Source organism: Desulfatitalea alkaliphila, assembly GCF_022968795.1.
Lineage (GTDB): Bacteria > Desulfobacterota > Desulfobacteria > Desulfobacterales > Desulfosarcinaceae > Desulfatitalea > Desulfatitalea alkaliphila.
In genome coordinates, this window is sequence record NZ_JALJRB010000006.1 from 55,001 (window position 1) to 70,822 (window position 15,822).

General features: G+C 61.4%; 8 protein-coding genes. 6 read left to right on the forward strand and 2 right to left on the reverse strand.

Translation table 11 applies throughout. The features are described from left to right. Window positions 1-198: 198 nt before the first annotated feature. The 6 genes from MRX98_RS07165 (at window position 199) to MRX98_RS07190 (ending at window position 14,389) form a co-directional block, all read left to right on the forward strand. A complete protein-coding gene (locus MRX98_RS07165) occupies window positions 199-2,337 on the forward strand; it encodes an HDOD domain-containing protein (protein ID WP_246904474.1) in 2,139 nt (712 codons plus the stop codon). 227 nt (window positions 2,338-2,564) lie between these two features. Then, entirely contained in the window at window positions 2,565-5,561 is a 2,997-nt protein-coding gene (locus tag MRX98_RS07170; protein ID WP_246904476.1) for a PAS domain S-box protein, read from the forward strand. A gap of 100 nt (window positions 5,562-5,661) precedes the next feature. Then, complete coding sequence (locus MRX98_RS07175; RefSeq protein ID WP_246904478.1) at window positions 5,662-7,380, forward strand: PAS domain S-box protein; 1,719 nt, start codon at window positions 5,662-5,664, stop codon at window positions 7,378-7,380. 191 nt (window positions 7,381-7,571) lie between these two features. After that, on the forward strand, window positions 7,572-10,514 hold the full coding sequence (locus MRX98_RS07180; protein ID WP_246904480.1) for a chemotaxis protein CheB: 2,943 nt from the start codon (window positions 7,572-7,574) through the stop codon (window positions 10,512-10,514). Window positions 10,515-10,534: 20 nt separating this feature from the next. Beyond that, window positions 10,535-11,890, forward strand: coding sequence for a two-component system sensor histidine kinase NtrB (locus MRX98_RS07185; RefSeq protein ID WP_246904483.1), 1,356 nt, complete (start codon window positions 10,535-10,537; stop codon window positions 11,888-11,890). 126 nt (window positions 11,891-12,016) lie between these two features. Further along, entirely contained in the window at window positions 12,017-14,389 is a 2,373-nt protein-coding gene (locus MRX98_RS07190; protein WP_246904485.1) for a PAS domain S-box protein, read from the forward strand. Between the two features lie 104 nt (window positions 14,390-14,493). Here the strand turns inward: MRX98_RS07190 and MRX98_RS07195 are convergent, their stop codons facing one another. Together MRX98_RS07195 and MRX98_RS07200 are read right to left on the reverse strand one after the other, a co-directional pair. Continuing rightward, on the reverse strand, window positions 14,494-15,369 hold the full coding sequence (locus MRX98_RS07195; RefSeq protein ID WP_246904488.1) for a CheR family methyltransferase: 876 nt from the start codon (window positions 15,367-15,369) through the stop codon (window positions 14,494-14,496). Between the two features lie 17 nt (window positions 15,370-15,386). Beyond that, window positions 15,387-15,752 carry a response regulator gene (locus MRX98_RS07200; RefSeq protein ID WP_246904490.1) on the reverse strand — a complete coding sequence of 122 codons (366 nt, stop codon included), beginning with the start codon at window positions 15,750-15,752 and terminating at the stop codon, window positions 15,387-15,389. Between the last annotated feature and the right edge of the window lie 70 nt (window positions 15,753-15,822).

Genomic DNA, 15,822 nt, shown 5'->3' on the forward strand with positions numbered 1-15,822 from the left:
ATGGACCGCAAGCGGGCAAATACGCCTGAACGGCATTCATTTCAAGGCGTGCGGCGGGTCGGAAAAACGGTATCCCGCCAGGCGCTTGCGCGGCCGCTGACGGGGCGGGATCGTCTTTCGTCTCAACTTCAGGGGGTTCGGTGACGATAGTACTGAAAAGCGAACCATGTCGGCAACGAATCTTCGAAAGAGGCGGCCATGATATTTCAGGGGGATCTGAGCAAGTACCATCCGGCGGATGCATTGATGTTCATGTCCCAACTCAGTTTGAACGGCGTGCTATCGGTGGCCGCCGGCCAACGGGTGTTGACCCTGGTCTTTGAAAACGGTTTTTTGGTCGACGCCCACTCGACGGCCGGGGACGACAAATTCGTGCGCCTGTTGCGCTGGGAGAAACGAATCGACGAGGCAGTGGTCGAACGCATCGGGCGGATCCGGTCCGAGACCGGCATGGCGGTGCGTCAGATTGTGGGCGAGCTTGATGTGGTGCCCCTCTCCGATCTGCAAAGCACCCTGGAAACGGTTATCGAGGAGGTGCTGCTGGAGCTGTTCCTGATGGAAACGGGCACTTTCCATTTCACCGACGCGCGGGTGGCGCCGGACGGCGCCGCGATCCGGCTCGATGCCGGCGCGCTGTCCATCAAGGCGCTTTCCCACGCCGATGAGTGGCGCAATTTCGAAAAAAGTGTCATCTCCCTGGACCGGGAGATTCAATGGCGTCCTGCCGATCCCATCTCCGCCCAATGGCCGGCGGCCTGGAAGATGGTGGCCCGCATGGCGGCCCGCCCCCTGCGATTGCAGCGGCTCCTGGCCCTGGCGCCCATGGGCAGTCACGCGGCCCTGCGCATGGTGGAGCAGCAGTTGGCCGCAGGTTGCTGCCATCTGCTGCCGGTGCCGGACAAGGCCGCCGACCCGGTGCCGCCCGCCGCCGACACCGGTCTCGACCCGCTATTCACGACCTACAAGCAGGCGCTCAAGAGTGTCATGCGTGCCCCGGAGGTGGTGAAGAAGGTGGAGGCGGTCATCGGCTTTTGCAAGAACTATTACCGGGACATTCTCATTTTCACCGCAAGGCAGGGGCAGGTGATTCACTGCAAACGGATCGTCATCGACGGTCACGGCGGGATGCGGCAACAGTCCCACAAGGGCGACCTGGGTGCCGTGGCCGCCGATCCGGTCTTCGATGCGGTTTGCCGATCAGGGGTCGGCTTCCTCGGCAAGGTGTTTCCGTCGCCGCTGATCGCGGCCCTGATGGATCCGCCGCCCGGCGGGGAGTGCGCGTTGCTGCCCGTTGTGGTGCAGCCGCCCTTGATCATGTTCTTCTACGCCTGTACCGAGCGCACCTATGAGGGGCTGTCCCCGCACCACTATCTGGAACTGCTCTCCTGGATGGTCGCGCCATCGGCCCAAGGCGCCCCCGGCGGTGCCGGCGGCGCGGCGGCCGGACCGCCAGGGGCATCGTCCGGCCGGCCCGATGTGTCGACCAAGGGCACCGCTCCCGCCCTGGTGCGCATGCTGGATCGGCTCGAGGAGCTGCCGCCGCTGCCGGCCATGGCCGGCCGCACCCTGGAGTTGCTGGCCGATCCCGATGCAGGCCTGGATCAGATCGAGCCTGTCATCGCCTGCGACCAGGCACTGGTGGCCAAATTGATCAAGGTCGGCAATTCCGCCCTTTACGGTGGCGTACAGAAGGTGGGAACCCTGCGTCAGGCCCTGGCGCGGCTGGGGGCCAAAACCACCAAGAGCCTGGTGTTGGCCGCTTCGGCCAGGGGCTATTTTCTGCAGGATCGCAAGGGCGTGCGCGCTTGGGGCCAATCCCAGTGGCGCCACTCCCTGGAGTGCGGACTGGCCGCCCGGCGCGTCGCCGCCGTGGCGGGGGAGGTGGACCCCGAGCAAGGCTTTGTCGCCGGGTTGATGCACGACATCGGCAAGTTGGCCATTCTGCTCTTGGACGAAGAGCAGTTCAAGGCGATCCAACAGTTGAGAATCGCTGAAAAAATCAGCGAACACGAAGCCGAGCAGCGGGTTCTGGGGGTGGATCACCCGCAACTCGGCCACCACCTGCTGGAAAGGTGGCGCATGCCCGAACCGCTTGTGGGGGCCGTGCGTCGTCACCACTGCTGGGCCGCAGCCGAAACGGCGCCGCGGCTCACCGCCGTCGTGGCCTTGGCCAACCACCTCAGCCACATCCTGGGCGGCCGCTCCCGGCCGGATGACTTCGATGACCCGGGAGATATCGATGCCCTGCGCCATGCCCTCGGCCTGTCCGAAGCGCACCAGGCCGATCTGCTGGAAAAAGTGGCCATGGATTTTCAGAACGTCGATCTGTTGGGGTAGGCGGACGCGGCGGCCGGGCCTGCTTCGTCCCACTGCGATTCGGCTTAATGGCCGAACTTTGCAATCGGCTTGTTGTCCGGCGGCCGGGCGTGTTATTACTTTCCGGGTGCGGTTCAGCAGGTAAGAACAGATTCAATGCCGGCGGAGATCGATGTTCGGTCGGCCAATTCGGCGCAACGGTATCGGGATGGAAGAGCCCTAGGGGGATCGGCAAAGGGAGTTGAACCATGGCGTTGTTTTCTACAGGATCCATCCGGCGGGTGTTGACCGTTCTGGTTTGCCTGGCGGTGCTGCCCGCTCTGCTCATCATTATTTTTTCCGGCTTCGAGTTGCGCCGTACAGCCATCGAGAATGCCAAGAGGGAAGTGCTCTTGCTGGTGCGTACCATGGGGGAGGTGCAAAAAGGCATCACCCGTTCCACCCGCCAAATTTTTTCCACGCTGGGCAAGATGCAGGAAGTCCATGATATGGACGAGCAGGCCTGCAATGAACTTTTCCGGGCCATCGTGGCGGACAATCCCATCTTCATCTCCATCGCCGCCGTGGATGCCACCGGTGAAATGTTCGCCGCCAGCTTGCCCTTCGAGCGTGTTAATTTGGCTGATCGGCGCCATGTCAGCGAGGCGTTGACCCACCGCGATTTCGCCGCAGGGGAGTATATTCGTACCCGGATTGGGACGGAACATCACTCCATGGCCTTTGCATACCCGGTGTTGGACGAAGCGGGTCAAGTGCGCCTGGTGCTGGTCGCCGCCCTGCGTTTGGAGAATTTCGCCCAATTGTTCGACCTGGCCGATCTGAATCCCGACTCTTTCGTGGCGGTCACTGACCGAAACGGCATCCGGCTCTTTTTTCATCCGGCCCGGGAGGCCACCAACCCCATAGGCGAACCCATCGCCGGCGTTGCCTGGGAGCAGGTGCAGGGTGCCCCGGCACCGGGGCTCTCCGTTCACACCGGTTCGGATGGGATGCGGCGCATATTCGGATACCAGCCCGTGCGCCTTTACGACGATCACCCGCCCTACGCCTATTTATGGGCCGGCGTGCCTGAATCGGACGTATTGCAGCCGGCCAACCAAATTTTGCTGCGCAACCTGGTGCTGATGGTCCTGGTGGCCGCCTTGGCCCTGGTCATCGCAAACCTGGCGGGCGGCCGAGCCCTGTTGAAACCCATCCGCCGGCTGGTGGGCGCCACACAGGCCATTGCCGGCGGCGATCTGGATGCCCGCGCCGGTGAGGGCCCGGCGCCCGACGAGTTGCGCACCTTGGGCAGGACCTTCGACGAGATGGCCGCGGCCCTGGTGGAAAACCAGGAGCAGTTGAACACCATCGCCGACTACACCTACGATTGGGAGTACTGGATCGGACCCGACGGCCGACCACTGTGGGTTTCCCCCTCCTGTGAGCGGATCACCGGTTACACAGCCGCCGAATTCATGGCCGATCCATCGCTGTTCGAGCGCATCGTGCATACCGAGGATCAAGCGGCTTTCACTGCGCACCACTCTCAGGAAGAGGACATCGGCTGTTCCGGCCGCATCGATTTCCGGATCGTTCATCGATCGGGCCGGGTTGTGTGGATCGATCACCACTGTCTGGGCTTGAAAACCGCGGTGGGCAAAGTTCTCGGTCGCCGGGTGAGCAACCGCGACATCACCGATCGCAAGCAGATCGAACAGGCCTTGCGGGTGAGTGAAACCCAGTTTCGCTCCCTGGTGGAAGGCGCGCCCGTCGCCATCTTCGTGCAGACCGATTTCAATTTCGTTTATGTCAACGCGGCCGGGTTGAAGTTGTTCGGCGCGGAAACGCAGGATCTTTTGATCGGCACGCCGGTGCCGGATCGGGTGCACCCCGATTTCCGCGCGCTTTCACGGGAAAGGATGGTGCATCTCAATGAACGCAAAAGCGCGGTGCCCCGGGTCGAGCAAATCTACCTGCGCCTGGACGGTACCCAAGTGCCGGTGGAGGTCTCCTCGGTGCCCATCACCTTCCAGGGTCGGGATGGCGGCCTGGCCTTCGTGCAGGACATCAGCCAACGCCGGCAGATGGAAACCCGGCTGCAGCAGGCCCAGAAAATGGAAGCCATCGGCGCACTGGCCGGCGGTATCGCCCACGACTTCAACAACATCCTGTTCCCCATCATCGGCCTGTCGGAACTGTTGCTCGAGGACCTGCCCCGCGGCAGCCTGGAGCGGGAGAACGTGGCCGAAATCCACACCGCCGCCCGCCGGGCCGGGGACCTGGTCAACCAAATCCTCTCCTTCAGCCGCCAGGCCGAGCACAAGCGCATTCCCTTGCGCATGCAGCAGGTGCTCAAGGAGGTGGGCAAGCTGGTGCGGGCCACCATTCCCAGCAACATCGTTATCGAACAGTCGATCCAGGCCGACTGCGGCCCGGTGTTGGCCGATCCCACCAACATCCATCAGATCGCCATGAACCTGGTCACCAACGCCTTTCATGCCGTGGAGGAGAAGGGGGGGACCATCGCCATCGGCCTGCGGCAAACGACACTGGCCCTCGAAGACGTGGCCGGCACCCATTTGACGGCGGGGCCTCATGCCCTTTTCAGCGTCTGGGACACCGGCTGCGGCATTCCCGCCGATGTCATACCGCGCATCTTCGACCCCTATTTCACCACCAAGGCCCAGGGAAAGGGCACCGGCCTGGGCCTGGCAGTGGTCTACGGCATCGTCCGGGAGCACGGGGGGGATGTGCGGGTCTACAGCGAAATGAACCGCGGCACCATCTTCAAGGTGTACCTGCCCATTCTGCCGCGAGAAGCGGAGGCCGATGCGGGGGCGGCGCCCGCGCCTTTGCCCACCGGCACCGAACGCATTCTGCTGGTGGACGACGAGGCGCCCATCGTGCGCCTGGAGACGCAGATGCTGGAACGGTTGGGCTACCGTGTTACGGCCCGCACCAGCAGCGTGGAGGCCCTGGCGGCCTTCCAGGCCGACCCGGCGGGCTTCGATCTGCTGATCAGCGACATGGCCATGCCCAACATGACCGGCGAACAACTGGCGCAACAGGTCGCGGCCATTCGTCCCGACATCCCGGTGATTCTGTGCACCGGCTTCAGCGAGCAGATGACCGTGCGGACGGCGCAACCGGAACCCCTGCGCGGCTTTCTGATGAAACCGCTGGTGCGCGGCGAGCTGGCCAAGGAGGTGCGGCGGCTGTTGGACGATGTGCAGGCGGGCGCAGGCCATCCGCGGGTGCCGTGATCAACCTGGCCGGCGCGCCGGCGGTCGTTCGGCGCACGGGTTGTGTGGCGGTCGGGATGGTGGACGTGTGGATCGAAATCGGTATGAAAAGGATTGCAAGATGGCCCCTGCCGTCGATTTCCATACCATTCTGTCGGCTTTGCCGATGGCGGTGCTGTTGATCGATGCCGCCGAGCGGATTGTGTATGCCAACACCGCTGCGCTGCGGCTGTTTCAAATGGCGCCGGATGGCATTGCGCCCATCCGCTGCGGCGATCTTTTTGCCTGCCGCAACCGCCATGCCCACCCCGAAGGCTGCGGCCATGGTCCCGAATGCGGAAGCTGCCCCATCATCCAGGCCCTTCGCACAACCGTTGCCGGCGGCCAGGAAGCGGAAGCGGCCGGAGAAGCCTGGTTGCGCAGCGATCAAGGCCCACCATCGCGCTGGTTGCATTACCGGTTGGGTGGCCTGGATGTTGATGGGTGCCGTTTCGCACTTCTCACCGTGCAGGATATCACCGCGCAAAAAGAGAACGAGGGGCGTTTCCAGGCCTTGGTCGATAGCGGCCCCACCATGGTGTGGACCTCGGGGCGCGACATGCTGTGCGACTTCTTCAATCGGCCCTGGATGGAATTCACCGGCCGCCGGCTGGACCAGGAATTGGGTTACGGCTGGTTGGAAAGTGTGCACCCCGATGACCGGCAGCGTTGCATACAGACCTACACAGAGGCTTTCAAGGTGCGTCAACCCTTCGAGATGACTTATCGAATGCGGCGCCACGACGGCGTTCACCGGTGGGTCGAGGACATGGGCCGGCCGCGCTTTGACAAGGGCGGCGCTTTTGTGGGCTATATCGGGCACTGTCTGGATGTCACCAAGCACATCCGGATCGAAGATAAGTTGGCGCGGCTCAATGCGGATCTGACGCTGCGCGCCAATGTCGCCGAGCGTTTTCTGGCCGATGCCGAAGGCCATCTCTTCGCGGACATTCTGGAACTGATCTTGACGGCCACCCGGAGCCGGCACGGCTATTTCGGGTATATTGACGCGCGTGGCGATTTGGTTTGCCCCTCCCTGACCGGGAATGTGTGGGCGCAATGCCGGATGTCGGACAAAAGCATTCGCTTTCCGAAGGAAACCTGGGGAGGGCTCTGGGGCGAGGCGATGCGGCAGAGGCGCTCGCTGGTTTGCAATACGGGACTGCAACCGCCTTCGGGGCACCTGCCCCTTGAAAACGCGCTGGTGGCGCCGCTGCTCGTGGGCGCGGAATTGGTGGGGCAGATTGCCGTCGCCAACAAAGCCGGCGGTTATACGGTGGAGGACCAGCAGCGGCTCGAGGCCCTGGCCGCCTTTACCGCGCCCATTCTGAAAATCCACTTGGACAAGCGGAAGGCTCAAACGCAACTGAACGCCTCTGTAGAAGACCTGCGGAAGAAAAACATCGCGCTGAATGTGCTCTTGGAGCACCGTTCGGAGCAGCGACAGAAGACCATGGATGAATTGTTGCAGAATTTCGATCGTCTCGTTACGCCCTATTTCGCCAAAATGGAAAAGACCATTCACCGGGAGGAGTTGGCCACTTACCTGGAGATCGTCCAGAAGCACATCCACGAAATTCTTTCTCCCTTCGATGCTTCCATCAATGCCGCCTATCGCGGTTTGTCGTCGACGGAAATCCAGGTCGCCGATCTGGTGCGGGCCGGCAAAACGAGCAAAGAGATCGCCCATGCCCTTCACATGAGTTCGCGGTCCGTATATTTTCATCGCAACAACATCCGCCGGAAATTGAACATTGCCCACACCAAGAAAAATCTGAAGTCCTTTCTGCAAGGCCTGTGAGTCGGCCGGCCGATATATTGACAGGTTTTAGCTGACAAAAAACGGGTAAAAAATTGTCAACTATCCTGGTTGATCCTCTGTTATATAGAAATCATGCACTTCGACCACACGGTGGTTGGTCGATGCCGTCGGCGCGAACGGTTGCCGGCATGGCACGCAGAATCTTCCATGCGAAGCTGACGGAGGTATGAATGCACCGGGACACCGGCAAAGGGGAACGCCCCCCCTCTTTTTTTGTGGGCATCGGCGCATCGGCCGGTGGGCTGGAAGCGCTGGAGGCCTTTTTCGCCCACATGCCGGCGAACAGCGGCATGGCGTTTGTCGTGATACAGCATCTGGCGCCGGATTACAAAAGCTTGATGGTCGAACTGCTTTCCAAGCGCACGGCCATGGCGGTCCGCCGCGCCGAGCAAGGCATGCGGGTTGAACCCGACACGGTTTATCTGATTCCGCCGCGCAAGCATCTGACCATCTTCCACGGAAAACTGATCCTGAAAGAGCATGATCACGGCAAGGGGCTCAACTTGCCCATCGACATATTTCTTCATTCGCTGGCCCAGGACCAGGCCGAAAAAGCCATTGCCATTATTCTATCGGGCACCGGGAGCGATGGCGTGCGCGGCATCCGGGCCATTAAGGAAGCCGGTGGCATGATCATGGTGCAAAGCGAGGCCTCGGCCAAGTTCGACGGCATGCCCCGGGCGGCCGTGGCCACCGGCTTGGCCGATATTGTGCTGCCGCCGGAGGAGATGCCCGCACGCTTGTTGGGTTTCATCAGACAGCCGATAGCCGACCCGGCGCATCGGACGCCGGTCCTGTTCTCGGACGCGGATGGGCTGGACCGAATTTTTCAGTTACTGCGCGAGCAAACCAAGGTCGATTTCACGCTTTACAAGCCCAGCACCGTCATGCGCCGTATCGAACGGCGCATGACGGTCACCCAGGCGGAGGATCTGAACGCTTATGTGCGGGTTTTGGAAACCCGTCCGATCGAAGTGGCCACGCTTTACCGGGAACTTTTGATCAGCGTCACCAGTTTTTTTCGCGACCATTCGGTGTTCGATGCCCTGCGGACCCACTATTTGCCGTCGCTCCTGAGGAGCGTCGGCAACCGGGAGCTGCGTTTCTGGGTACCCGGTTGCGCCACGGGCGAAGAGGCGTATACTTTGGCGATCCTGGTGCGGGAGAGCATGGCCGGGCTGGGTGATGCGCGGAACATCAAAATCTTTGCGACCGATCTGGACCGCGATGCCCTGCTCAATGCCGGCAACGGTGTCTACCCCGACAGCATCGGCGCGGATCTGCCCGCCGGCCTGTTGACGAAATATTTCGTGCACCGGGAACACACCTTTCAAGTGCAGCGCCAAATACGGGAGATGGTCGTTTTTGCCCAGCACAATCTGGCCAAAGATCCCCCCTTTACCAACATCGATCTGGTGAGCTGCCGCAACCTGCTGATCTACCTGCAGCCCGCCCTGCAGCAGAAAGTGATGGCGTTCATCAACTTTTCCCTCAATCCGGGAGGCCTTTTGCTGCTTGGAACGAGCGAGACGCCCGGCGAAGCGATTGAATTGTTCGAAACGCTGGATCACAAATTGAAGATTTACCGGTCCCGCGGCCGCAAACGGCCGCTGGCCGGCGTTCCGTTCCAGGTGTCGGCGCACACGCCGCTGGAAACGACGGCGGTGCGCTTCGACAGCGGAAGACGGGTCTTGAGCGCGCGCCAGGAAGAGCGGATGCAGGAGCATCTGCTGGAGGCCTTGGCCGCCGACTACGGGTTTGCCCTTGCGGTGGTCAATGAGCACCTGGACCTGCTGTTTCTGGCGGGTGAGACCGATGGGCTTTTACGCCTGCCTTCGGGCAGGGTGCACAATGACATCACCCGCATGGCGGTCAAGGAGTTGTCCATTCCTCTGGCCACCGGGTTGCAGAAGGTTTTCGGCAGTGGTGACGAGATCCGGTACACCAACATTCGGTTACCGTCCGGTGCGGGCGTTCGCACGATGCAGATGCGCATGCGGCTGTTGCCGGCCAAGAAAGGCCACGAACGCATCGCGGTGGTGGCCATTGAGTCCGCGGCATCCCCCCAAAACGAACTTCCGGCCAATGGGACCCAGGCGTACGATCTGAGCCAGGAGGCCGAACAGCGCATACACGATCTGGAGCAGGACCTGCAATTCACCAAAGAGAACCTGCAAGCCACCATCGAGGAGTTGGAGACCGCCAACGAAGAGCTCCAGGCCACCAATGAAGAGCTGCTGGCCAGCAACGAGGAGCTGCAAAGCACCAATGAAGAGCTGCAGTCGGTCAACGAGGAACTGCACACGGTCAACGCCGAGTATCAAAGCAAAATTCTCGAATTGACCGAAACCACCAACGATCTGGACAATCTCATCGCCGCCACGAACATCGCGACCCTCTTTCTGGACGAAAATTTGGAAATCCGTAAATTCACGCCGGCATTGGAAAAGATATACCGCATTACCGAAGCGGACCTGGGCCGGCCCTTGTTTCACCTCGCCCACTGCCTGGAGGGGATCGAGCCGCTGACCACTGTGCAAACGGTGGTCGGCGGCAACCGGATGATCGAACAGGAATGCCGGACAAGGGACGGGGATTGGTTTTTAATGCGGGTGCTGCCTTACGCCGTCGGCGGAGGAGAGACATCGGGAATTGTACTGACCTTTACGGATATCGGACCACTCAAGCAAATCCAGGCGGATCTGAGCATGGAGCGGTCCCAGCTGCTGTCCGTCTTCAACAGTATCGACCACATTATCTATGTGGCCGATATGGACGACTACACGGTTCTGTTCGCCAACGAAACGGCCCGCAAAGTTTACGGGGAGAGGATCGAGGGCGGCATTTGCCATGAGGTGCTGCAGCAAAGATCGGAACCTTGTGATTTCTGTACCAACGTCATTATCCGGGCGAATCCGGGTGTACCCCACCGATGGGAATACCGCAGCCCCGTCACCGGGGCGGACTACGACATCACGGACCGGGTGATTCATTGGCCCGACGGGCGGTCGGTGCGATTGGAGTTGGCGGTTGACATCACCGAACGCAAGCGGATGGAAATGGCACTGTGCGAGGTCGTTGAATCCGGTGAAGCCGATAGCGGGAACAGATGAAGAAAGGTAAGGAAGATTTTGTGAAAGGCTGTGCAAAAGCAATCCAACGCAGTGACCCGGATGAGTTGCGCAAACGCGGTGAAGCCCTTGTCGCCGAGGCGGGAAGCGGCAGCGAGGACATTTCCGCTGATCGATACACGGCCCTGGTGCATGAATTGCGGGTCTACCAGGCGGAACTGGAGATGCAAAACGAGGAGTTGCGCACGGCCCAGGCGCAGCTCATGGTTTCCCGGGATCGTTTCGCCGCCCTGTTTCACCAAGCGCCGGTAGGCTACGTGGTGCTTGACGATAACGGCATGATCGTCGATGCGAACGACACCTTTCGGTCCATGATCGGCTGCGATGGTGAACCGTTGCGCGGTCGGGCATTGGTCGGCTTTCTGCAGCCCACCGATCAACCCCGGTTCCAGGCGCGCTTCAAGGCTTTTTTTAAAAAGCCGGCTGCGAAAAGCCTGGAAGCGGCCCTGCGGGTCAAGGGGGGCCATGCCCGCGTCGTGCGCATGGCGGCGTCCAAGCCCACCGAGGGTTTTCGGGCCGCGGGCGATGGCGCATCGGGTTTGTTGCTGACCATCAGTGACGTGACCGAACTCAAGCAGATGGAAGCCGAAAAGCAGGCCGCGGAACGCCAGGCCGAACGTCTGCGAAAATTTGAAAGCCTGGGGCGCATGGCGGCGGCCGTCGCGCACAACTTCAACAACCTGCTTGCCGTGATCATGGGCAACGTGGAGCTGGCCATGGAGGATCAGGGCCGAACACCGGAAACGGCGGCCTATTTGCGCCATGCCATGCGGGCCTCCCAGCGGGCCGCGGCCCTCAGTGGATCCATGGTGACCTATCTGGGGCTGAACCGGGATCGATATCAGCCGGTGGACCTTGTCGCGATGGTGCGTGCATCACTTCCGGACCTCAGGGCCGAGATGCCCGACACCATTGCATGGCGAGCGGTATTACCCGATGCGGCAACAATGATTCGCGGCAATGGCGCCCAGATCCGGCAGGTGCTGAATGAACTGCTGGCCAATGCCCGGGAAGCCATGGCGCAGCGCCGCGGCACCGTCCGCTTGGGGGTCCATACCGCGGGTCGGGAGCAGATCCCCGCGTCTCATCGCTTTCCGGCGGATTGGACACCGGAGGCAAACACCTATGCCCGTATCGCGGTCGAGGATACCGGTGATGGTATCGCCGACGAGGATCTGGATCGGATTTTCGATCCCTTCTACAGCAGCAAGTTCACCGGGCGGGGCATGGGACTGTCGGTGGTCCTGGGCATCGTCAAGGCCCACGGCGGCGGTCTGACGGTCGCCAGCACGCCGGGCAAGGGAACGATCGTTCATGTTTATTTGCCGCTTTTTCAAGGGTCCCCCGGCAGTGGGTGACGCCTTGGCTCGTACAGGCGCATACGGCGATCTGTTTTTGTCGCTTCCGGCCATCCCACTGCGATGCACGAAGGGCCGCGCCGGGCGCGACACCTTTGCAGGCCGCTTCGAAGATTGGAGGAAACCATGAACCGGCAGCAGCGGCAAGAGGAGCGGTATCGCGCCCTTTTGGAAGGGGTGGATGTGGGCTATTTCGAAGTGGACCTGGACGGTCGATACACATTTCACAACGACGCTTTTTGCCGCATCGCCGGTTGCCCCGGCGAGCAATTGATCGGTCGCAGCTACCGTGGTTTCATGTCTCCGGAGACAAGGGCCCGTTTGCGATCGATCTACAACCGGATATACCGCACCGGAGAGCCGGTGAGCGGTTTCCACTATGATCGCACCGACGGCCTCGGACGAAGGAAGCACATTGAAAGCTCGGTGTCTCTCATCCATGACGACAATGGAGCGCCCATCGGATTCCGCGGCATCGTAAGGGACGTGACCGATCGAAAACGGTCGGAGGCGGTACTGCGGGCCTTGGCGGCAAGCAGCAGTGCTTCGGGAGAGGATATCTTCCGGTTCCTGGTCAAGCAGCTGGCGTCGCTGCAAAAGGTGCGCTGCGTCCTGCTCGGGCGCCTGGTCGCCGAGGGGGTGGAAACGGTGCACACCCTGGCGGTATGGCAAACCGATGGCTTCGACCCCAATTTCAACTACGATCTTGCGGGTACCCCCTGTGAACATGTGGTCGGCCAAGGCACGTGCTTCTATCCGCGCCGGGTTCAGGACCGTTTTCCCGATGACACCCTTCTGGCGGAAATGGGAGCCGAGAGCTATTGGGGGACCCCCTTGAAAGATAGTTCGGGCAAGGTTCTGGGGCTGCTGGCCTTGCTCGACGATCAACCAATGGACGAGGATTCCGAAACCCTTGCCCTGCTACAGGTCTTTGCCATGCGTGCCGGTGCGGAATTGGAACGCCAAAAGGCCGAGGCGGAAAGGGAGTTGCTGATGACGGCCGTCGACCAGTCCGGCGAAATGGTCGTCATCACCGAGCGCGACGGCACCATTCGTTTCGTCAATCCATCCTTCAGCGCCATCACCGGGTATGCGAGCGATGAGGCCCTGGGGCAAAATCCGCGCATCCTGAAAAGCGGTCACCATGATCCGCTTTTCTATGCAGAGCTTTGGGAGACCATTCTGGACGGGCGACGCTGGAGCGGCCGTTTGATCAACCGGCGCAAGGACGGTACGCTCTACACCGCCGATTGCGCCATATCGCCGGTGAGAGCGGCGGATGGAACCATTGCGTATTTTATCTGGATTGCGCGGGATGTCACCGATCACCTGGCGCTGGAAAAGCGGTTGACGATCGCCCAGAAGATGGAGGCCATCGGCGCTTTGTCGGCGGGCATCGCCCACGATTTCAACAATATTCTGTTCCCCATCCTCGGTCGCGCGGAAATGTTGCTGGATGAATTCGATTCCGGCAGCCGGCACCATGAAGATGTCGCCGAGATTTACAAGGCGGCCCGTCGGGCAGGGGAACTGGTCAGCCAGATCCTTTCGTTCAGTCGTCAGGCGGAGTTGAAACACGAGGTGGTGCGAATCCAGGCCGTTTTGAAAGAGGTGCTGAAAATGGTGCGCGCCACCATTCCCGCCAACATAAAAATCATCACCGATTTCGAGCCGGATTGCGGCAACGTCTTGGCCAACCCCACCCATTTGCACCAGATCGTTCTGAACCTGATCACCAATGCCTACCAAGCCATGCCCCCCGAAGAAGGCGGCGCCATCACCATCGCGACGAAGGTACTCTGCCCGACCGACCCTGAAAAGCCCGACACTCTGTCGGTGGATGAAGCATATGTGCGCCTCTCGGTGTCCGATACCGGGCATGGCATTGCCTCGGATACCTTGGGCAGGATCTTCGATCCTTTTTTTACCACGAAGGTGCCGGGTTCGGGGACCGGCCTCGGCTTGGCGGTCGTCTCCGGTATCGTTAAAGAGTACGGCGGAGACATCCAGGTGGTCAGCCAGGTCGGCCATGGCACCACATTTCATGTATACTTGCAACTGGTGGCCGGTAGCGAAGAGACAATGCCGGATATTTCCAGGGGCGGGCGGATACTCGGCAGCGGGCGTATTCTGCTGGTCGATGACGAGGTGAGTATCGTCCGGCTGCTGACGCAGATGCTCGAACGCTTGGGTTACGATGTGCGTGGGCTGGCCGATCCCTTGGAGGCGTGGGCGCGTTTTCGGTCCGATCCGAGGGCCTTCGACCTGGTGATCACCGATATGGCCATGCCCGGCATGACCGGCACGCAACTGGCCGGTATGTTGCACTCGGTGCGGCCTGATTTGCCGGTCATCCTGTGCACCGGCTTCAGCGAAGCTGTTGATGCGCAATCGTGCGAAGTGCACGGTATACAGGGATTCTTGATGAAACCGGTCGCGATGCGCGCCCTGTCCGGCATGGTGCGCCGGGTGCTGGATGAATGCAGCGCATCCAATTAACCGCCACCGCAGGCAGGCCACGTTCATCCGTTGCCGGGATTTGCCATATCGCCGGCAGGGCCCTCGCCGTTTTGGTCACGCCGCCTGAAACAATAACGGCGCGATCAAAGGCCGCCGTCGAGACGGTACACGGTGGTGGCGATCTGGCGCAAAGGCAGTTGGAAACCGTTGAGGGTTTCCGAGTGGCCCATGAAAAGAAACCCCCCCGGCTTGAGACAGCGGCACAGGCGGCTGAGCACCGCTTCCTGGGTGGGACGGTCGAAGTAGATGATTACATTGCGGCAGAAGATGATGTCCATCTCCCGGGGACGGTTGTAGTCGGGGTCCATCAGGTTGAGCCGCTGGAAGGCGACCCGCCGGCGCAGGGGCGGCATGATGCGCACCCGCGGATGTTGGCGGTCCTTGCTGCGCAGTAAATATTTCTTTTTCAGCGCCAGGGGAATGGGGGCGGCCTCGCGCTCTTCGTAGATCGCCTGGCGGCCTCTTTCCAGCACCCGGGTGCAGATGTCGGTGGCCAGGATCTGGAAGGAGAAGCCCGGCACCCGCTCGGCGTATTCGCTGAGCACCATCGTCAGGGTGTAGGCCTCGGCCCCCGTCGAGCAGCCGGCGCTCCAGAGCTTGAGCGGCCGGCGCACTCCGGCGCCGCTGCGGGCCAGCAGGTCGGGCAGGGCGGTGGCCGTCAACACTTCGAAGTGGCGCGGTTCGCGGAAGAAGTCGGTCTTGTTGGTGGTCACGACGTCCAGCAGGTGGTGCAGCTCCTGCTCCCGGCCTTCCTTGCTGAACACATAGGCGTGATAAGCCTCGAAACTGTCCAGGCGCAGTTGGCGCAAGCGTTTCTGCAAGCGGGACTGGAGCATGGTCCGCTTGGATGGCGGCATCTTGATGCCCAGCTCGGCGGTGATGAAACGGCTCAACGCTTCGAACAGCTTCGGGCTCAAGTGGGTGCCCCGGGCCACCGGGGCGGCGGTTTCGCCGGTCATGACGTTGTCTCCCGTTTTTATCCCAACACCTTCTTGACCACGGCCAGAAGCTGTTCCGGCTTGAACGGCTTGACGATCCAGCCGGTGGCGCCGGCGGCCTTGGCCTCGGTCTTCTTCTCCGCCTGCGACTCGGTGGTCAGAAAGACGATGGGCATGAATTTGCACTCCGGTTTGGCGCGCAAGGCCTTGATCAGTTCCAGGCCGTTCATGTTGGGCATGTTCAAGTCGGTGATCACCATCTGCACGCCGGCGCCGTTGAGCTTGTTCAGGGCGTCCCGGCCGTCGCCGGCCTCGAGGACCTGGTAGCCGGCGCCTTTGAGGGTGAAGGCGACCATCTGGCGCACACTGGCCGAATCGTCCACGGTCATGATCGTTTTGCTCATTTCCTTACGCCTCCCTGACGGTTTTTCAAATGATTCCCATTTTCCACGCGATGGCCCCGGGCTTCGGGAA